Annotated in this window: 14 protein-coding genes; 7 read left to right on the top strand and 7 right to left on the bottom strand. The window is 65.7% G+C overall.

All coding sequences use genetic code 11. The features are described from left to right. Positions 1 to 90: 90 nt before the first annotated feature. The 5 genes from IEY07_RS07195 to IEY07_RS07175 all read right to left on the bottom strand — a co-directional run bounded on the left by IEY07_RS07195 (position 91) and on the right by IEY07_RS07175 (position 6,402). A complete protein-coding gene (locus IEY07_RS07195; RefSeq protein WP_188894526.1) occupies positions 91 to 1,080 on the bottom strand; it encodes an asparaginase domain-containing protein in 990 nt (329 codons plus the stop codon). Continuing rightward, positions 1,077 to 3,164: a dipeptide ABC transporter ATP-binding protein gene (locus IEY07_RS07190; RefSeq protein WP_188894525.1), complete on the bottom strand. Its 2,088-nt coding sequence runs from the start codon at positions 3,162 to 3,164 to the stop codon at positions 1,077 to 1,079. Before IEY07_RS07190 ends, IEY07_RS07195 begins: the two co-directional genes overlap by 4 nt. Further along, positions 3,161 to 4,180: an ABC transporter permease gene (locus IEY07_RS07185; RefSeq protein WP_188894524.1), complete on the bottom strand. Its 1,020-nt coding sequence runs from the start codon at positions 4,178 to 4,180 to the stop codon at positions 3,161 to 3,163. Before IEY07_RS07185 ends, IEY07_RS07190 begins: the two co-directional genes overlap by 4 nt. Positions 4,181 to 4,204: 24 nt before the next feature. Beyond that, the gene (locus IEY07_RS07180; RefSeq protein WP_188894523.1) at positions 4,205 to 5,137 is read right to left on the bottom strand and encodes an ABC transporter permease; all 933 of its coding nucleotides are present in this window, start codon (positions 5,135 to 5,137) and stop codon (positions 4,205 to 4,207) included. 146 nt (positions 5,138 to 5,283) lie between these two features. Then, a complete protein-coding gene (locus IEY07_RS07175; protein ID WP_373288813.1) occupies positions 5,284 to 6,402 on the bottom strand; it encodes an Lrp/AsnC family transcriptional regulator in 1,119 nt (372 codons plus the stop codon). A gap of 84 nt (positions 6,403 to 6,486) precedes the next feature. On the opposite strand from IEY07_RS07175, the gene IEY07_RS07170 reads away from it, so the two are divergent. The 5 genes from IEY07_RS07170 (at position 6,487) to IEY07_RS07150 (ending at position 11,836) form a co-directional block, all read left to right on the top strand. Further along, complete coding sequence (locus IEY07_RS07170) at positions 6,487 to 7,695, top strand: M20 metallopeptidase family protein (protein ID WP_229669814.1); 1,209 nt, start codon at positions 6,487 to 6,489, stop codon at positions 7,693 to 7,695. Between the two features lie 100 nt (positions 7,696 to 7,795). Continuing rightward, entirely contained in the window at positions 7,796 to 9,502 is a 1,707-nt protein-coding gene (locus IEY07_RS07165; RefSeq protein ID WP_188894520.1) for an ABC transporter substrate-binding protein, read from the top strand. A gap of 59 nt (positions 9,503 to 9,561) precedes the next feature. Then, positions 9,562 to 10,284 carry an amidohydrolase family protein gene (locus tag IEY07_RS07160; RefSeq protein ID WP_308422924.1) on the top strand — a complete coding sequence of 241 codons (723 nt, stop codon included), beginning with the start codon at positions 9,562 to 9,564 and terminating at the stop codon, positions 10,282 to 10,284. Further along, positions 10,281 to 11,051, top strand: coding sequence for an amidohydrolase family protein (locus tag IEY07_RS07155; RefSeq protein WP_188894518.1), 771 nt, complete (start codon positions 10,281 to 10,283; stop codon positions 11,049 to 11,051). The genes IEY07_RS07160 and IEY07_RS07155 overlap by 4 nt, the downstream gene beginning before the upstream one ends. Continuing rightward, positions 11,048 to 11,836: an SDR family NAD(P)-dependent oxidoreductase gene (locus IEY07_RS07150; protein ID WP_229669813.1), complete on the top strand. Its 789-nt coding sequence runs from the start codon at positions 11,048 to 11,050 to the stop codon at positions 11,834 to 11,836. Before IEY07_RS07155 ends, IEY07_RS07150 begins: the two co-directional genes overlap by 4 nt. Before the next feature lie 97 nt (positions 11,837 to 11,933). Here the strand turns inward: IEY07_RS07150 and IEY07_RS07145 are convergent, their stop codons facing one another. Then, positions 11,934 to 13,139 carry a glycoside hydrolase family 76 protein gene (locus tag IEY07_RS07145; protein ID WP_188894517.1) on the bottom strand — a complete coding sequence of 402 codons (1,206 nt, stop codon included), beginning with the start codon at positions 13,137 to 13,139 and terminating at the stop codon, positions 11,934 to 11,936. Positions 13,140 to 13,289: 150 nt separating this feature from the next. On the opposite strand from IEY07_RS07145, the gene IEY07_RS07140 reads away from it, so the two are divergent. Both IEY07_RS07140 and IEY07_RS07135 read left to right on the top strand, forming a co-directional pair. Continuing rightward, positions 13,290 to 16,418 (top strand): GH92 family glycosyl hydrolase, encoded by a 3,129-nt coding sequence (locus tag IEY07_RS07140; RefSeq protein WP_188894836.1) that lies wholly within the window; start codon positions 13,290 to 13,292, stop codon positions 16,416 to 16,418. Next, the gene (locus IEY07_RS07135; protein WP_229669812.1) at positions 16,415 to 17,314 is read left to right on the top strand and encodes an aminoglycoside phosphotransferase family protein; all 900 of its coding nucleotides are present in this window, start codon (positions 16,415 to 16,417) and stop codon (positions 17,312 to 17,314) included. The genes IEY07_RS07140 and IEY07_RS07135 overlap by 4 nt, the downstream gene beginning before the upstream one ends. Here the strand turns inward: IEY07_RS07135 and IEY07_RS07130 are convergent, their stop codons facing one another. Continuing rightward, on the bottom strand, positions 17,315 to 18,562 hold the full coding sequence (locus IEY07_RS07130; RefSeq protein WP_229669811.1) for an anhydro-N-acetylmuramic acid kinase: 1,248 nt from the start codon (positions 18,560 to 18,562) through the stop codon (positions 17,315 to 17,317). Between the last annotated feature and the right edge of the window lie 7 nt (positions 18,563 to 18,569).

Raw genomic sequence — 18,569 nt, 5'->3', positions numbered from 1 at the left:
AAACGTCGACGGTGTTCGTGCTCCAGGCCGGAATCGGGCCCAGGAATCGCAACGCGGTCGACGTTCCTATCGCCGCGACCAGTTGTGTGGTCAGGGTCCGTTCACGCTCATCTCGTGAGCGAGCGGGGTGACCAGCCACTCCTGCAGCAAGTCGGCGCTGAGGTCGCAGCGCAGCAGGTAGTGCAGTTTCGCCAGGGCAGCTTCCGTGGTCAGATCGTGTCCGCTGATGACACCGGATTCGGCCAGCGCGGTCGTGGGATGGGACACTCCGAGGCTGATCGCCGGCTCGGCGCATTGGCTGATGGCGACCACGAGAGTGCCGGCGTCGATGGCGGTCCGCAGGACCCGAAGGATGGCTTCGTTCGTCGGCAGGTTCCCGTATCCGTAGCACTGCAGCACCACTGCTCTGCGTCCGGCGATCATGCGGTCCATCGTTGCTGCGGACATCCCGGGATAGCAGCGCAGCACCGGGATCTCATCGTCGCCGAACCCTTCGAAGCGCTCCTCCAATGCGGTCGGTGGGGTGGCCTCCGTCCGGCCGCCGTCGTGACCGTGGGCGAAGGGCACCTCGCCAAACGCTGCCAGTCCCGTAGCGGACAGCTTTGTTGCCCGCGCACCGTTGATCACCTGACCGCCGAAGCAAATCTCGACCCGAGGCGTCGGAATCCGCGCGGTTCTCCTCAGCGCCGCCTCGAGGTTTGCCGGACCGTCCGAATCCGACACCGCGATGGGGATCTGCGCTCCCGTGAACACGACCGGAGAAGGCCGCACATGGCGGGCGATCGCGACGGCTGCCGCCGCGTAGGCCATGGTGTCAGTGCCGTGGATGATCACGATTCCGGAGTGCTGAGGGCCGAGCTCGGCGACCACATCGACCAGCCGCTGCCAATCCGCGGGTGCAGCGTGAGCACTGTCGATCTGGGGTTCCAGTTCGAAGACCTCACACGGACGGGGCGCACCGTCCACGAGCCGGCGGATCCGGTCGCGGACCGGGGCGGGCGCCAACCCTCGAGCGGTGTCCCGCATCCCGAAGGTGCCGCCGGAACTCACCACCGCGATGGTGTCCCGCGTCGTGCTCATGCCGTGACGGACTCCGCAGGGTGGAACGTGGGAGCTGCACCCTCGACGGGATAGTGACAGGCGACCGGGTGCGAACCGCCCCGAAGTACGAGCGCCGGCTCCTGCTCGGCACACAGTTCGGTCGCCAGAGGACAACGGGTGCGGAACCGGCAGCCGCTCGGCGGATCGATGGCGGAGGCGATCTCGCCGGACAAGCCACCTTGAGCGCGAGCTACCTCTCGGGAGGCGTGAGGACGCGGGATGGATGCGATCAATCCGGCCGTGTAGGGGTGACGTGGGTTGCCGTAGACCGAGTCGGTCGGCCCGATCTCCACCAGCTTCCCCAGGTACATGACCGCGATGCGGTCGGCGAGGTATTTCAACAGGGACAGGTCGTGGGAGATGACGACATAGGTCACGTTGTACTCGACTTGCAACGATCGCATCAGATTGAGGATCTGCGCCTGCACCGATACATCCAGAGCGGAGACCGGTTCGTCGGCGATGATGATCTTCGGCCGCAGGATCAGCGCACGGGCGATGGCGATCCGTTGGCGCTGGCCACCGGAGAATTCGTGCGGGCGGCGCTGTGCGGCCGACTGGGGCAGCCCGACCGCGTCCAAGAGCTCCAGGGCACGTCGCCGGCGTTCGGCGCGGGTTCCGATCCGCTGCACCACCAGCGGTTCGGCGATCAGGTCGAGTACGGACATCCGCGGATCGAGTGCGGCGCCGGAGTCCTGGAACATCATCTGCACTGTCCCGGCTCGGGCCCGTCCGGTCGGTACCCCCACGCCGGTGACTGAGCCCTTGGTCGACTGCTCGAGTCCGACGAGGAGCCGTCCGACGGTAGTCTTTCCCGAACCGGATTCGCCCACGATTCCCAGGGTTTCCCCGGCCCGGACCTCGAAACTGACATCGGAGACCGCGTGCAGCGGGCGGGAACGACCGAACAGGTCGGCGCTCTTGACCCGATACTGCTTCTCCAGATGGTCGGCGGTGATCAAGCTCACTCCTGCCGGGATGTCCTCCGCCTCCGGCAGTTGCCTCGTCGGTCGTCCCAGGAGCGAGTCCGTCGACTCCGGCGGCGCGGCGGGGCCTGCGTGGAAACAGGCGTGCACATGATCAGGAGCCACCTCCAGCAAGACAGGATCCTGACCTCGACACAGCTGGTCGGCGTAGCGGCAGCGATCGGCGAAGCGGCACATCGGCGGAAGATCGATCAGCTGGGGCGGAGATCCGGGGATCGAGGTCAACGCGCTGTCCGGGTCCATCTCGACCGTAGGCATCGATTCCAGCAGAGCTTGGGTGTAGCGATGCAGCGGAGCGCTGAACAGGGTCTGGGTCGGAGCTTGCTCGACGATCCGACCGCCGTACATGACGGCAACGCGGTCGGCATACCCAGCGATCACCCCAAGATCATGAGTAACCAGGATGACGGCCATCCCGAGCCGCTGCTTGAGATCGTCGAGCAGCTCGAGGATCTGTGCTTGGATCGAGACGTCGAGGGCCGTGGTCGGCTCGTCGGCAACTAGCAGTTTCGGCTCGCAGACAAGGGCGATCGCGATCATCGCTCGCTGCCGCATGCCGCCGGACAGCTGATGCGGGTAGCTCCGGAGCCGGTCCTGTGGCCGGGGCATGCGGACCAAGGACAATACCTCGACCGCGCGACGATCGGCCTCCGCCCTGGAACTGTTCCGATGGTGGATCCGGTAGGCCTCCCTGAGCTGGCTTCCGATGGTCCGGGTCGGGTTGAGCGAGGTCATGGGATCTTGGAACACCATCCCGATGTCTCGTCCGCGCAACGACCGCAGTTCGGGTCCGGAGAGCTTCGTCAGGTTGGTGCCGTTGAACTCGATGGAGCCGGAGTCGACGCGGCCGTTGCCGGGGAGCAGGCGTAGCACCGCCATGGCGGTCATCGTCTTGCCTGAACCAGACTCTCCGACCACGCCGAGTGTCTCGCCGCGGCGGACGTCGAAAGTGACCCCGTCGACCGGACGGACCACGCCGGCCGGGGTGTCGATCGCGACCCGGAGATCGCGTACGGCAAGAACCGGATGGTCGGAGGCGGTGGACAACGCATCGGCGTGGGGCGTGGCGGAGGTCATGATTGTCTTTCGCTGGCTGTGGACGATGAGGTCTGCGGGGCCGCTTCCCTGGCCGGACCCGCCATGCCGGGCACACCTTCCGATGCCGCTGATGCGTTCGTTGCGGCGGGCATCGTGTGTCCGATTCCGCGGAGAAAGCGGAAACGGGCGTGGCTGCGGGTCCGGCGAGGGTCAAGGAGATCCATCATCCAGTCGCCCGCGTAATTGGCCACCAGGATGGTGACGGTGATCGCCAGGCCCGGGAAGGTCGGCAGCCACCAATTCGTGGAGAGGCTCGTCGCACCGGCTGCGAGATCGCTGCCCCAGTCGGGATTGGGCAGCTGGACGCCGAGTCCGAGAAAGCTGAGCGTCGTCGCGGTCAGCGTGGCCCACCCGATCGCGCTGCTGGCCATCACGATCACCTCGGTGATCAGGTTGGGTAACAGGTGTCGGATGGTGATCTGAACACCGCCGGAACCGAAGATCCTTGCTGCCTGGACGAATTCGATCGCGCGCAGCTTGCGGATCGAGGCTTCGACGATGCGCGCAAAACCGGGTGTGTACGCCACCCCCAGAGCGATGACGATGCTCCAGAGGCCGGTCCCGATGGTTGCGATCAGGATCAGCGCGATCAGGAGAACGGGCAGGGCGAGCAGCATGTCGACGATCCGCATCACGACCGTCGAGATCCACCGGGGAGCGATGCCACCGATGGTGCCGACCGTCACTCCGGCCAGGCTTGCCAACAGCACGCCCAGCAGACTGGCCGTCAGTACCGGCCGAGCTCCGAAGATCACCCGGGCGTAGATGTCTCGGCCGAGCTGGTCGGTGCCGAAGGGATGATGTGCCGACGGCGCGGCCAATAGGTCCATCCCGTTATCGAGTGGGCTGGTGTGGGCGATGAGTCCAGGCATGACCAGCACCGCTGCGAAGGCCAGGATGATCACGATCATCACGATCGAGGTGACCCGCCGCCTGACGGTGCCTTGGAAATGTCGCTGCGCTCGCACTTCGGCGGCAACTGCAGTAATCGTCATGAGCTTCTCCTTTCGACGCGTGACTCAGGCTGTGGCGCCCGCGACCCGGGCGCGCGGATCGACTGCGCCGACGACCAGATCGACCACCAAATTAATCACGATGTAGGCGACGCCGATCAGCACCACGGCGCCCTGGACGACCGGTACGTTCTTGTTGGTGATCGAGTTCGCAAGGAAGCTGCCAACGCCGGGTCGCCCGAAGATCACCTCCGAAACTGCCGCGCCAGTCAGGATGTTCCCGAACTGCAGTCCCAGCATCGTGATCGCGGGAATGGCCGAGTTGCGGAAGACGTGGCCGAGCAGCACCCGTGCTTCCGAGCAGCCGCGCGCCCGGGCCGACTTCACGTAGTCGCTGTTGTATTCCTCGATCACCCGACCGCGTACCAGCCGGGTCAGGATCGCTGCGTAGCCCCAGCCGAGGGAGATCGCTGGGAGCACGAGCGCTGCGGGCGTTCCGTTGTCGATCGCGGGAAGCACATCCAACTGGATGGCGAAGATCAACACGAGCAGCAGGGCAAGGAAGAAGTAGGGAACGGCGACCCCGATGAACGCGATCACCCGCGAGATCGAATCCCAGATCGAGTTCGGTCTGAACCCACCGATCAGACCGAGCGGAACGCCGATCACGACCGCGATCAGCATGGCCGAGCCGGTCAGCTGCAGGGTGCTGGGGGCTCTGGACACAAGTTCGTGGGCAACGCTGTTGTGCGTTGCGTAAGAGGTGCCGAGATCTCCGTGGAGAAGTTGGCCGATGAAGTCGGCGTACTGCCTCCACAGAGGAAGATCCAACCCCAGTTGGCGATGTAGAGCCGCGAGCTGTTCGGGAGTCGCGTTGGAACCGAAGAGCATGATCTGCGCGGGATCTCCGGGGACCATGTGGATCAGTAGGAACGCGATGATCGTCACCCCGAGCAGGACCGGGATCGACGCGATGAGGCGTCGGACGATGAATACCATGGCGCCTTTTCTAGGCCCCGATTGCTACGGCCGTGTTTCGGCGACCGCGAGAAGCCGGCGCGTCAGGGTGTTTTGATCATGATCCGATCGCTCGGAGTGCCGTCGGATTTGGCGGATTCCTTCAGCAGCTGTGCCGCTGAGGATGATCACTCAAGGCTGACGAGTGCCGGCGCGGGGTGCTCGAGCCGGTCGTCCCAGATGTTGACTGGCACTGTGCCGGTGGCCCGGCCGGAGGAGTCGACCAGCCGGCCCTGACGCTTGACAGTCCGCAGCACTACCAGCCGGTCGGCGATGTGCACCTTGGGAAGCCTGGTCGAGATCGCCACCTCCAAGCGATGCAGTTCCTCGACCGTGTGCAGCCATGCGCAGATCATCATGCCGGGCGACGAAGCGAGCGTTGCGCAGACGCGGATCTCCCGGAATTTGGTGAGTGACTTCGCCGTCTCGGCGTATTCGGCGACTGGAGCGTCGACGAAGAAGTAGACCTGAACGGGCGTCGCGGTGTGCTCCGCGGCGACGTCGGTGCGTGGCAGCAGGGTCCGCGACCGGAGGAGCGCGTGCACGTAGCGTCGTACCGAGGTGGCACTCATCCCGGTGGCGGCGGCGAGGGCGGTGTAGGAGGCCCGGCCGTCCTCGTTGAGCAGTTCGGCGATCCGCTGTAGCTGGGCCGTCATCTCCACCGGGCCGTCGTCGGGAGCGCCGGGCTGGGCGTCGCGTGATCGTTCCAACAGCCGTACGGCGTCACGTTCCAGGCCGCTCAACCGCCAATGCGAAGCCTCAGCGAAGATGTGGGTCGCCAATCTCGCCCGGGTGCTGACGATGCCCTCGACATGACTCAGGTGATCAAGCAGATAGTGGGACATCGCCGTGAGGTTTGCGGCAGCAGTAGTGAGGAAGACGTCGGCGTTGCCCGTCGTCAGTTCGACCGTGAGCACCATCGGATGGCGGGACAGCTCGGCGGCGAGGGTGTTGCGCCGTGCCGGCGGACAGTCCACCTCGATGTAGGCCAGACTCTGCGCGCCATGGCGGACCAGACCCGGCGCCGTCGTGACCCACGCAAGTCCCTCGCGGCGCACTCGTTCCCAGCGTCGAGCGGCCGTGATGCCGCTGATCCCGAGCGCTGCGCCGATGTCGCTCCAGGGAGCCCGGGGCGCTATCTGGAGCGCGCTGATCAAGCTCGCGTCGTCGCGCGTCAGAATGGCTGAATCCTTCGCCTTTGGACAAGATCTGAACGATTTATCGACTGAAAAGTAGTTGTAATACACGGATCATACGCTGAGTGCCAACTTCAATGAAGGAGGCTCATGGCGTTGCAGTCGCCTGCCTGTTCGTCACTTCCCAGTGCCGCCGTGGATCTGTTGCCCGAGATCATCGATCTCCGGCGCCGGCTCCACCGTCATCCGGAACTGGGGCTTCATCTGCCTCGCACGCAGCAAGCGGTCCTGGACCATCTCGCTGATCTCGACCTCGAGATCACAACCGGAGCGTCGACGACGTCGGTGACGGCGGTGCTGCGGGGAACGGGCGGCTCCGCCGACAGCAGCGACACGGATCGGCCTGCGGTACTCCTGCGGGCCGACATGGATGCGCTGCCGCTGCAGGAGCAGACCGGACTGGACTACGCCAGTGAGATCGATGGAGCGATGCATGCGTGCGGCCATGACCTGCATACCGCGATGTTGGTCGGTGCTGCGCGGTTGCTCACTGCGCGGCGTGACGAACTGGTCGGTGACGTCGTGTTGATGTTCCAACCGGGTGAAGAGGGCTGGGACGGCGCAGCGCACATGATCAACGAGGGCGTACTGACTGCCGCGGGGGTGAAGGTCGGTGCCGCTTTCGCCATGCATGTGCAGTCGAACCGGAATCCGGCCGGCCGGTTCACCTCTCGCCCCGGCCAGTTCCAGGCCAGTAGCAGCAAGATGATCGTTACGGTCACCGGACGGGGCGGGCACGGATCCTCGCCTCACAGGGCGGTCGATCCGATCGTCGCGGCAGCGGAGATGATCACGTCCCTGCAGACGATGATCACCCGCCGGTTCGACATCTTCGATCCTGTCGTCCTGACCGTGGGGATGATCCACGGCGGCACGAAGAGCAACATCATCCCTGACCAGGTCGAGTTCCAGGCGACCATCCGCACCTTCTCCGATGCTTCGACCGATCGCGTGAGCAGGTTGGTGCACGACGTGTGCGAAGGCGTCGCGGTCCAGCACGGTGCCGTCGCCGACGTGCAGTTCTGGGTGGAGTATCCGAGCACTCACAACGATGCGGCCAGCACCGAATTCGCCCGCGCTGTTGTCACCGACTTGTTCGGCACCGACAGCTACGCCGAACTCGACCACCCCGGAGCAGGTTCGGAGGACTTCTCCCGTGTCCTGCAGGAGGTGCCGGGGTGCTACCTGAATCTTGGCGCCTGTGCGCAGGAGGATTACCAGAACGCTCCGGCCAACCACAGTGGGCTCGCCAGATTCGACGAATCCGTCATGGCCAAAGGGATGGCCGTGCACACCGAGCTCGCACTGAGATCCGTGCAGCGCATCGCCGCGATGCGCTTCTGATCCCCAGCCGATCACAGCAGTGGCTGTGGGACGGCCGACACCCCGCCCGATCCAGAGCAACGCCGCTCGCCACCATCCAGATCACACAGAGAGACCGAGCATGAGCGACCAACTTAAGCTGGGGTTGAATTCCTTCCCTGCGGCGGCACCCCGATCCGGCAGGACTTCACGGCAGATGTTCCTGGACCGACGGCGGCTGCTGCAGTTCGGCGGGGTCGGGTTGCTGGCCGCCGGATCCAGCTCGCTGCTGGCAGCATGCAAGGGGGCGAACTCGGCGACCGCCTCCAGTGCATCGACCACGTTGACCGTCGGTGTGTATCAGGAACCTGACACGCTGGACCCGGCCGCGACAGGCTTGGCGATGGTAGCGATGATGATCACGCACATCTTCGACCCGCTGATCTGGTGGCTTCCCGACAGCTCGGGAACGAACCAGTTCTATCCCGGCCTCGCCAAGAGTTACAAGGCATCTGCCGACGCCAGGACCTATACCTTCACCCTGCGTCAGGACGTCGACTTCCATGACGGGACGCATTTCGATGCCAAGGCGGTGAAGGCGAACTTCGACCATGTGGTCGACCCGGCGACGAAGTCGCGATCGGCCGCAAGTGGGCTGGGTCCCGACTACGACAAGGTCGAGATCGTCGATGACTACACCGTCAGGATTCACTTCAAGCAACCGAACGCGTCGTTCCTGCACAACGTCACCGCGATCACACTCGGAATGCAATCGCCGGCGGCGATCAAGCAGTACGGTGCAGCAGGGGTGTCCAATCATCCTGTGGGTACTGGTCCGTTCAAATTCGTCGAGTACCAAGCCCAGGACCACGTGAGCCTGGAGCGATACGACAAGTACGCCTGGGCGCCGGAGCCGTTCGCGCTGACCGGTAAGGCGAAACTGGAGAAGCTGGACTTCAAGATCCTTCTCGACACCAATGCGCGCTACAACGCGCTTCGATCCGGTCAGATCCAGATCGCCCAGAATCTCGACCCGGACACGATCGCATCGATCCAGAAGTCCAAGCAGTTCACCCACTACAACGTCCCGTCCACAGGGCAGCCCTACGGATTGCCGATCAACATCGACAAGGCGCCGACCGATGACATCCGGGTTCGCCAGGCGATCTTGCACGCGGTGGACCAGAAGTCACTCAACGAGAAGGTGTTGCACGGCGCCTACACCCCCGCCTACAACATCCTGACGCCGAGCACCCCCGGGTACGTCAAGGCCAACGACTCGATGTTCGCCTACGACCCGGCGAAGTCGAAGAGCCTGTTGGACCAGGCGGGATGGACCGCCGGCGCGGACGGCAGCCGATCCAAGGGCGGGAAGAAGCTTGAGGTGGAGATCCTGATCCAGAGTGCCAACGGCTTCGATCTGCCTGCCCAGTTCGTTGTGAACGCACTCCAGCAGGTCGGCATCAGCGCCAGCACCAAGTCCCAGCCGTTCACGACCGCGGCGGCGTCCTACAACCAGGGCGTGGAGAATCTTGCAGCCGTCTTCTTCTACTCGCTGGACGCCTATCTGCTGCACACGATCTACGACAGTTCCCAGATCAAGTCGGGCTTCAACTGGTCGCATCTGGACGATCCGTCGATCGACAGGGCGATCAACAAGGCCAACACCATCGCCGATCCCGATGCAAGTGCAGCCGCGTACAGCAAGATCAGTACCGACATCATGAAGAAGGCCCTCTTCCTTCCGCTGTGGAATGTCAGTGGTGTGTACGACGGGGTGACGAACCTGAAAGGGATCAAGTTCGGGCCTACCGGCTACTCGTACTTCCATTCGGCATCCTTCACCTGATCCGGACGCCTTCGAATGATGTCCGAGCGAGCGAAGGGAGGCATGGCGTGATCTTCGACATGCACATGCACATTGAGAATCGGTCATCGTGGATCGTGACCGCCGAAGACTGCATCAGAGCCATGGACGAGGCCTCGGTCGACAAGGCCGCGGTTATGACGCTGGGCGACTATCCGGGCCTTAACCCCGATGCGATCGAGCTGGTCACCGAGGCGATGAGCCGCTATCCCGACCGGCTGTACGGCCTGGCGCGATTGCACCCGGGGCACCTGGAGACCTCCCAGGCGACGCTGGATCGAGCGGTGACGCACTTGGGTTTCGTCGGCCTGAAGCTGCACCCCGTGTCGACCCACCAGCATCCGGCCGGCGAGGCGACCATCGCTCTGGTCAGGCAGGCGGGAGAGCTTGGCGTGCCGACGCTCTTCCACTGTGGCGACGAGCATATGACGACTCCGCTGGCCATCGCAGAGACGGCAGCTGCGTGTCCCGGCTCGGTGATCATGCTCGGACACATGGGCGGCTACTTCCATGTCGACGAGGCACTCCAGGTCGCCGAGCGCTACCCCAATGTCGTGTTGGAGACCTCGGCGATGCCATACCCGGAGAAGATCATCGAGGCGGTGCGCCGGGTCGGTGCGGAACGGGTCGTGTTCGGCAGTGACGGGCCGGTCGCCTCGCCGATCGTCGAGAAGCAGAAGGTGGTGATCGCGGCACTCGGCGCCGACGATGCCGCGCTCGTGTTGGGCGGGAACGCCGCCAGAATGCTGAGGTTGGGCTCGTGACGACAACATCTTCTCCGGACGCGATCATCGACGGGCTCGTCTACCTGGGGCGATCCCATTACGGCTGGTCGCATACCGCGGACGAGCTGATCGCCGGGCTGAACCGCGTACACATCGGGTCGGCGATCGCCGTGGCCGCCCATCCCACCGGTGCCGACTTCCAGGCCGCCAACGACCAGTTGCTGGCTGCTGCCGGTGGCCATCGACAACTGATTCCGGTGGCCCGGATCGACCCGTGGGCCGAGCGGCCGGGCGAACTGTCTCGGGTGGTTCGAGCGGGTGCAAAGGGAGTGTTCCTGCATCCGGCTGAGGAGCACTTCCGGATCAATGATCAGGTACGGGTCCGGCCGATTATGGAAGCAGCCGCCGAGCACGACGTGCCTGTCATGATCGCCGCCGGATTCCATCTGATGGCAGAGCCGCTCCAGCTCGGTGAGGCTGCCGGCTGGGTGCCCGAGCTGCCCGTCGTGCTCACCAACGGCGGTCAGTTCAACATCTCCGGTGGCTCTCAGTTCGACGTCGAACTGATCATGGAGCAGAACCCGAATCTGCATGTGCATACCACGGCGATGTACCGACAGGACTTCTTGGAGCGAGTGGTGACGCGTCGCGGTCCCGACCGGCTGTTGTTCGCCTCCGCCGCACCGTTGTTCACGATGGAGTTCGAGAGGGCGAGAGCTGATCTGATGCACGTCGACGCAACGCAGCGGGCGTTGATCATGGGTGGCAATGCTGCCCGGATCTTCCGGCTCGGGGCAGCAGCGTGATCACGGCCGACGCCGACCGCGGAATTCCCGTCGGCGTGCTGACCGGACGCACCGCGTTGATCACAGGGGCAGCGCACGGGATCGGCGAAGCGATAGCCCTGGCCTACGCTGACGCCGGGGCCTGGCTCGTTCTGCTCGATCGCGATGCCGGTGCGAGACTCGACTCAGTGCGGGACGCGTGCACGGCGCTGGGCGTGGAAGCTGTGTCGATTGCTGCCGATGTCTCGGATCAAGGCCAGCTCGAACGGGCCTACGCCGAAGGTCGTGCCGCGTTGGGAGCGATCGATGTGGTCGTCAACAACGCCGGCATTCTGTCCGAGCACACCGTGACGGGTATGCCGACCGAGCTCTGGGACGAGATGATCGCGGTGAACCTACGCAGTGTGTTCCTGTCCTGTCGGATCGCCTTGCCGTCGATGCTGGAGGGCGGTTTCGGACGCATCATCAACATCTCGTCGCAACTCGGTCAGCGCGGTGGCCCAGGCTTCGCCCACTACGCCGCGGCCAAGGCAGGTGTCATCGGTTTCACGAAGTCCTTGGCGCGCGAGCTGGGCGACAGCGGCGTGACTGCCAACTGCATCGCACCCGGTCCCATCGACACGGGCATCGGGGGCGGGTCGCTGTCCCCGGAGTGGTCGCGGTCTTTGATGGCAGGACTTCCGATGAAGCGTTCCGGACATGCGCGGGAAGTAGCCCCGACGGCAGTGCTGCTGGCGAGCGAACCCGGAGGCAACATCTACACCGGGCAGACCCTGACTCCCAACAGTGGTGACGTCATGCAATGACTCGGTGCTGGGCTGATAACAACGTCGACGGCGTTTGCGCTCGAGGCCGGAATCGGCCGGGAATCACAAACGCCGTCGACGTTCCTATCGCCTTCGTCTATGTCAACAGGGCGTAGTGACCCTCCGGCCAGGCGAGCATGCCCTCGATCCTGGTCATCCCGGCCTGGTGCAGCAGCGGAACCGGGTTGCTGTCGAAGTGGTAGAGCCCGGTGTCAGGATCCTGATACCGGCTGCGGGCTTCGTCGGCGTACGCCGCAGCGGCAGCGCGGAAGGACTTGTCCTTGCGGACCGAGGACAGCCGCAGCAGGTTGGCGAAGAAGATCGCGTGGAATTCGGCCGGCTGGGTGAAGTAGGTGTCGTCGGTGGCGTAGAAGTCCAGTGCCGTCTTCGCGGTGTCGAACGCCTGGTCGAGATAGCTTCGCTTGTGGGTGGCCTGGTAGAGCAGCGTTGCGGCGCCGAGCATGACGCCCTGGTTGTAGGACCACTGGGTCTTCTCGATCGTCCCGGTGAGATCGACATGGTCCCAGTAGAGGCCGTTGGGGGCCAGCAGGGTGTCGCGCACCCAGTCGTACATCCTCTCCGCCCAGCGCAGCCGCGACCGATCGCCGGTGAGCAGATAGAGCCGGGCGCCGATCTCCGCACCGGGGGCGTTGGAGATCGTGTTGCGGTCCTGGCTCCAGGTGGCCTGGGTCCAGAAGACACCGCCCGGATACGGATGGCTCGGATCGGTGTCCCAGCCGTAGACGATCAGGTCGTGCAGCAGCTTGGCCTTGGCCAGTGCGGCTTTGTCGTGCAGGTTGGCCTGGTTGTTGCGGAGCAGGAAAGCCAGCGCGATCCAGGAGTTGTCGTCGTAGAACTTGTCGCCGCCACCGCCGTACGGCGGTCGCAGATAGGAGTCGTAGCCGACCGGGTCGGTGGTCGAGTTCCAGTAGGCCTCCAGTGCGGTGAACCGGTCCGCGACCTGGGATTTGTACTTGTGCTCGTTGCCCGGGATGCCGGCCAGGGTCTGGGTCGCCACCGTGGCCTGGGAGAACTCCCAGACATAGGAGTAGGGGTTTCCGTCCACGTACGGATGCTGCTCCAGGTAGAAGCCGGTGGCCGGGTCGTAGAGATTGGCCTGCATCGCGTCGTAGCTGAATCTCGCCCGGCGTGCATACTCCTTGGCGCCGGAATCCGCACGGGCGATCCCCGGAGCCCCGAAGCCGACTCCCACCGCGGTCGCGGCGCCCAGTCCACCGGCGAGCAGGGCTCGTCTGGAAACGTTCCCACGCTTGCCGGGATCTGGCTGCTGCTGATGCGTCATTGCACGTCCTTCACGGGTTGTCCCCCGAAGCCGATAGTGGTGATCAACATGCATCGAACCGACCCCGGATGTCAATCGGCTGCTCGAATCGGGCGTGGCGACGGACCCCGGCAGCCGGAAGCCCGGTGATACGGGAGACTGTTGGTTGTGATGATTGACAGCGGCGGTCCGGTTGGCGGCCCTACCAGTAAGGATGGTGCTGGTTTCACCAGCCCGACGGCATTCGGCTTCACCGGCACCGGCGAGGCGGCCGAGGTGATCGAGGCGGCGCTGGCCGGCCGGAGAATCATGACGGGTGACCGGTTGCGCTACGCGATCTACCCTGAGCTGGATCCCGATCTGGAGTACGCCGCGACCTACGCCGCCCTGGACCTCCGCTTCACCGACGGCACGCTGCTTTCTGAGTTCGGCGTCCATGATCAGCACCAGATGCCGGCCGACGCCGCCGGCCAGGGCGCGGCCAAGATTCTCTATGCCGACCAGTGGAATGACGTGCAGATCGGACTGGATGCTGCAGCAGGCCGGACGATCGAGGCCGTGTTGATCACCGTGGCACCGCCGGAATCCTTGCAGGACAAGCGATACCGCGGTTGGGTCGACGTGCTGCACCTCGGTCCGGCGCCCGCCGACCCGGATGGCACGGACCTGTGCGCGTACGTCGACACCCGACGCGGAACCAACGCCAACGGCGCCTTCTCCCGGGGCAACAACCTGCCGATCACCGCCTGGCCCAACGGCTTCAACTTCCTCACCCCGGTGACCGACGCCAGCACGCACCGGTGGCCGTACGAATACCAGCACGCCAACAACGCCGACAACCGCCCAGAACTCCAGGGCATTGCGTTCAGTCATCAACCGAGCCCGTGGATGGGGGACCGCGACCAGCTGATCGTGATGCCGGTCGCAACCGCCGAGCCGTTGGGCCATCCGGCCGAGCGTGCCGCCGCCTTCAGCCACGACGACGAACTTGCCCGTCCGGATCTCTACCAGGTCGACCTGACCGGCGGTCTCCGGGCGGAGGTGGCACCGACCGATCACGGCGCGATCTTCCGCTTCACCTTCCCCGACGACTCCGCGGGCCGGCACGTGATCATCGACACCATCGACGAGTCCGGGAGCTTCGAATTCTCCGGCGGTGCGCTGACCGGCTGGGTGGAGAACGGCTCGGGTTTCGGCCGGACCAGGATGTACTGCTACGGAACCTTCGGCACCGAGCTGGCCGATTTCGGGCCGACCGTCGGCGGCAGGTCCGTGGCGCGTGCCGCCAGCTTCGGACCGGACGCGACAGAGGTGGTCCTGCGGATCGCCACCTCCTTCATCAGCATCGACCAGGCCAGGAGGAACCTGCTGCTCGAGCTGGCCGATCCTGATCTTGACGACGTCCGGCAGCGGGCCAACGCGATCTGGAACGAGCGACTGTCGGTGATCAAGGTCGCCGAGGCCACTCAGCCACAGCTGCGGACCCTCTATGGGTCTCTCTACCGGCTGAATCTCTATCCCAACTCACAATTCGAGAACGCCGGCACCCCCGACGAGCCGGACTTCCGCTACGCCAGCCCGGTCCAGCCGACCGACGGTGAGGCCGGAGTCGATCACACCAACGCGGTGATCAGGTCCGGGAAGATCTACGTCAACCACGGCTTCTGGGACACCTACCGGACGGCCTGGCCGGCGTACGCGCTCTTCTATCCCGAGCTGGCCGCCGAACTGGTCGACGGCTTCGTCCAGCAGTACCGCGACGGCGGCTGGGTCGCTCGATGGTCCTCGCCGGGCTATGCGGACCTGATGACCGGCACCAGCTCCGACGTGTCGTTCGCCGACGCGTACCTCAAGGGTGTGCCGCTTCCGGACCCGCTCGGGACGTACGACGCCGGCTTGCGGAATGCGACCGTCACCCCCGACGACCCGGCGGTCGGCCGCAAGGGCGTCGCGGACGGGCTCTTCCGCGGTTACGTCAGCACCGACACCGAGGAGAGCGTGTCCTGGGCGCTCGAGGGCTACATCAACGACTTCGGCCTGGCCAACCAGGCGGCCGCACTGGCGGTCGATCCCGCGACTCCGGACGACCTTCGCGGCCGGCTGGCGGAGGAGGCCGAATACTTCTCCCGCCGCAGCCGCAACTACACCCTGCTGTTCGACCCGGCCGTCGACTTCTTCCAAGGCCGGCGCAGCGACGGTCGTTTCGCCAAGCACCGCGAGGAATTCGACCCCGAGGAGTGGGGCGGCGACTTCACCGAGACCGATGGCTGGAACTTCGCCTTCCACGTGCCGCACGACGGCGCCGGACTGGCCGCGCTCTACGGCGGCCCCCAAGGTCTCGAGGCCAAGCTGGACACCTTCTTCAGCACTCCGGAGAAGGCGGACAAGAAGGGCACCTACTCCAGCGTCATCCACGAGATGCTCGAGGCTCGCGCCGTCCGGATGGGCCAGTACGGCTTCAGCAACCAGCCCGCTCATCACATCGCCTATCTCTACAACTACGCCGGTAGGCCGGCGAAGACCCAGCGAGTCGTCCGCGAGGTCCTGCAGCGGCTCTTCGTCGGGGAGCAAATCGGCCAGGGGTATCCCGGCGACGAGGACAACGGCGAGATGTCGGCCTGGTATCTCTTCAGCGCGCTCGGTCTCTATCCGCTCCGGGTCGGCGCCGCCGAGTACGCGATCGGCTCGCCGCTGTTCGGCGAGGTGACGGTGACTCCGAAAGGTCGCGAACCGATCGTGATCACCGCCGCCGGCAACTCGCTGCGCAACGTCTACGTCCAGTCCGCGGTGATCGACGACACGCCGCTGACTGCGCCGTCGATCAGCGCTGATGATCTTGCCGGCGGGCACCTGCACTTCGAGCTGGGACCCGAGCCGTCGACCTGGGGGACGACCGAGCCGGCACCGTCGATCACCCGGCCGGGTGGGCAGCCGGCGCCGCTGCTCGACCTCTGCCCGGCCTCCGACGGGCCCGCCGCGGCTCTCTTCGACGACGACTCGAGAACCGAGTTCGCGCTCACTGGTGGGGTCATCGGCTGGCAGTTGCCGACGCCGGCGGAGCCGGTCTTCTACACGCTGACCTCCGGAGCCGGTCCCGCCGATCCCACCGGCTGGCGGCTGGAAGGATCGACAGACGGTGTGCAGTGGTCGGTCCTGGACGAACGCCATGATCAGGTCTTCGCCCGGCGCCGGCAGACCCGACCGTTCAAGATCAGCAACCCGGCCGTCGCGGATCGCTATCGGCTGGTGATCACCGCGGCCGAGGGTGCGACGCTGGCCCAGATCGAGCTGGTGGCGTGAGGATTCCCCAGCGGCTGCTCGCCAATGCGGGACGCGACCAGGGCTGGGACGACTGGCTCGCGCGGCTGCCCGCGATGATCACCGACCTGCTCGATGACTGGCGGCTGACGCCGGACGGCGAGCCGATGGCGGGCGCAACGGCGTACGTGCTGCCGGTCCGTGACCAGGACCGCCGCCCGGCCGCGCTCAAGATCGGTGTCCCTCATTGGGAGGCGGAATTCGAGCACCTCGCCTTGCGGGCGTGGGACGGCAACGGCGTGGTCCGGCTCTACCGCGCCGATCCGCATCGGCGCGCGATGTTGCTGGAGAGCGCCGACCAGAGCAGGGACCTGAACGGGCCGGAAGTCGTGACAGCGTGTGAAATCATCGCCGGTCTCTACCCGCGGTTGCATCGTCCGGCCATCCCGCAACTCCGGAAGTTGTCCGAGGTCACCGCGGAGGTCGCCGACCAGCTGGCCGGACTCCATGATCATCCGGCAGTGCCGCGGCGGCTGGCCGACCAGGCCCGCTCGCTGGCTCACAGCTTCGCCGAGGATCCGGACACCGACGGCCGGTTGATCCACACCGACCTGCACTACGACAACGTGCTGGCCGCTGATCGTGAGCCGTGGCTGGTGATCGACCCCAAGCCGCTGTCGGGTGATCCTGCTTTCGAGGTCGCCCCGCTGCTGTGGAACCGGTGGGAGGAGGCAGTAGCCACCGATGATCTTCGCAACGCGATCCTGGACCGGCTCTTCACCGTCGTCGACACTGCAGGTCTGGACGAGGACCGGGTCCGCAACTGGGTGATCGTCCGCGAGCTGACCAACGTGATGTACGCCGTCGAGGGCGGCAGCGCCCCGGACGACGACTGGATCACCATGTCGATCGTGATCGCGAAGGCGATGGTGCCGTGATCAGCTGACGATCACCATGCGCTCGGGCATGGAGGTTGCCGGCTCCGGAAGCCGCAGCGGTTGCCGTCCGGGAGTGAAGGAGCCGAGCAGCGACGAGGCCCCGGTCGCACTGGACAGGGTTCCCGGCAGGCCGTTCCAGCTCAGGTAGCCGATCAGGGCCATCAGGTAGGCCTCCTTGGCCTGCGCCGGCAGCCCGAAATCGTCGATCGGCCGGACGGGTACCGCGGCGTTGACCGCGATCCGCGCCATCAGCGTGGGATTCCTGATCCCGCCGCCGGCCACCACCAACTCCGTCAGCCGGTGCCGCGAACACGCGGCGGCGACCAGCAGTGCGGTCAGTTCGGTCAGGGTGGCGGCAAGATCGTCCAGGCTGATCGGCAGCTCGGCGACCATTCGGGACAGATACAGAGCGTCGAAAAGTTCCTTGCCCGTCGACTTCGGCGGCGCCAGCCGGTAATAGGGCTCGCTGAGCAGCTTCTCGAGCAGGCTCGTCTGAACCCGGCCGCGGGCTGCCCGCGCCCCGTCGGTGTCCATCCGCTCCGCGCCGCCGGTCGCCTGGCTCACGGCCAGGTCCAGCAACGCGCTCGCCGGACCCAGGTCGTACGCGATCACCTCGCGCCCACTCGCACCGGAACCGTTCGGATCAGGTTCGGAGACGGTGATGTTGGCGATCCCGCCGAGATTGAGCGAGCCGCGGCGGACGTCGTCGCCGGACAGCACCAGCAGCGCGTCGAGGATCGCGGCCAACGGGGCACCCTGGCCGCCACGGCTGATGTCACGGGTCCGGACGTCGGAGAGCACCGCGGCGCCGGTCGCTTCGGCGATCCAGGCAGGGTTGCCCAGTTGCAGGGTGCCCAGCGCCTCCCGGTCCTCGACCCAGTGGAACACCGTCTGACCGTGCGACACCACCAGGTCGACCGGGCCCAACTCGGCGATCGCCTGTCCGGCGACCCGGGCGAAGAGCTGCCCCAACTCGGTGTCCAACCGGCACACGGTGGCGATGTCGGTCGGGTGGGGCGGCAGCAGACCGGCGATCGCGGACCGCAGTCCCGGCTCCAGCGGCACACTCACCATGCCGACCGGTCGGCAGGCCAGCACCGGCCCATCACGTTCGAACCCATCGCGTTCGAATTCGGCGACCGCGACATCGACGGCGTCGAAGGAGGTGCCGCTCATCATCCCGGCGATCCTGATGGTGTTCCCGGCGCTGTGTGCGGCGCCCGCGGTAGTCGTCCCAGCGTCTGGCATCGCACTA

Source organism: Microlunatus endophyticus, assembly GCF_014646195.1.
GTDB classification, from domain to species: Bacteria; Actinomycetota; Actinomycetes; order Propionibacteriales; family Propionibacteriaceae; genus Microlunatus; species Microlunatus endophyticus.
This window is presented reverse-complemented; position numbering and strand designations above follow the sequence as displayed.

Coding starts and splice junctions, on each gene's coding strand:
- IEY07_RS07190 (WP_188894525.1), bottom strand. CDS start 3,164: ATGACCTCCGCCACGCCCCACGCCGATGCGTTGTCCACCGCCTCCGAC.
- IEY07_RS07165 (WP_188894520.1), top strand. CDS start 7,796: ATGAGCGACCAACTTAAGCTGGGGTTGAATTCCTTCCCTGCGGCGGCA.
- IEY07_RS07140 (WP_188894836.1), top strand. CDS start 13,290: ATGATTGACAGCGGCGGTCCGGTTGGCGGCCCTACCAGTAAGGATGGT.
- IEY07_RS07145 (WP_188894517.1), bottom strand. CDS start 13,139: ATGACGCATCAGCAGCAGCCAGATCCCGGCAAGCGTGGGAACGTTTCC.
- IEY07_RS07185 (WP_188894524.1), bottom strand. CDS start 4,180: ATGACGATTACTGCAGTTGCCGCCGAAGTGCGAGCGCAGCGACATTTC.
- IEY07_RS07180 (WP_188894523.1), bottom strand. CDS start 5,137: ATGGTATTCATCGTCCGACGCCTCATCGCGTCGATCCCGGTCCTGCTC.
- IEY07_RS07160 (WP_308422924.1), top strand. CDS start 9,562: ATGCACATGCACATTGAGAATCGGTCATCGTGGATCGTGACCGCCGAA.
- IEY07_RS07130 (WP_229669811.1), bottom strand. CDS start 18,562: ATGCCAGACGCTGGGACGACTACCGCGGGCGCCGCACACAGCGCCGGG.
- IEY07_RS07195 (WP_188894526.1), bottom strand. CDS start 1,080: ATGAGCACGACGCGGGACACCATCGCGGTGGTGAGTTCCGGCGGCACC.